This is a genomic window from Kineosporia sp. NBRC 101731 (assembly GCF_030269305.1).
GTDB lineage: Bacteria > Actinomycetota > Actinomycetes > Actinomycetales > Kineosporiaceae > Kineosporia.
Window position 1 is genome coordinate 1 of record NZ_BSTC01000065.1, and the last position, 283, is coordinate 283.

At 54.8% G+C, this 283-nt stretch carries 1 rRNA gene; it reads right to left on the reverse strand.

The features are described 5' to 3' along the window. Positions 1-39 precede the first annotated feature (39 nt). Positions 40-283 (reverse strand): 23S ribosomal RNA (locus QSK05_RS36105); the annotation flags it as partial.

Sequence of the window (283 nt, forward strand, 5' to 3'; positions counted from 1 at the left end):
TGTTCATCTCTGACCGCGCATAATCGAGCGAGAAATGTGTTAGATAAGTCATCGGCATATTAGTACCGGTCAGCTTCACGGGTCTTCAGTCCCCGCTTCCACATCCGGCCTATCAACCCAGTAGTCTAGCTGGGAGCCTCTCGACACTCAAGGTGCCATGGAAACCTCATCTTGAAGCGAGCTTCCCGCTTAGATGCCTTCAGCGGTTATCCCTTCCGAACGTAGCTAACCAGCGGTGCCCTTGGCAGGACAACTGGCACACCAGAGGTTCGTCCGTCCCGGT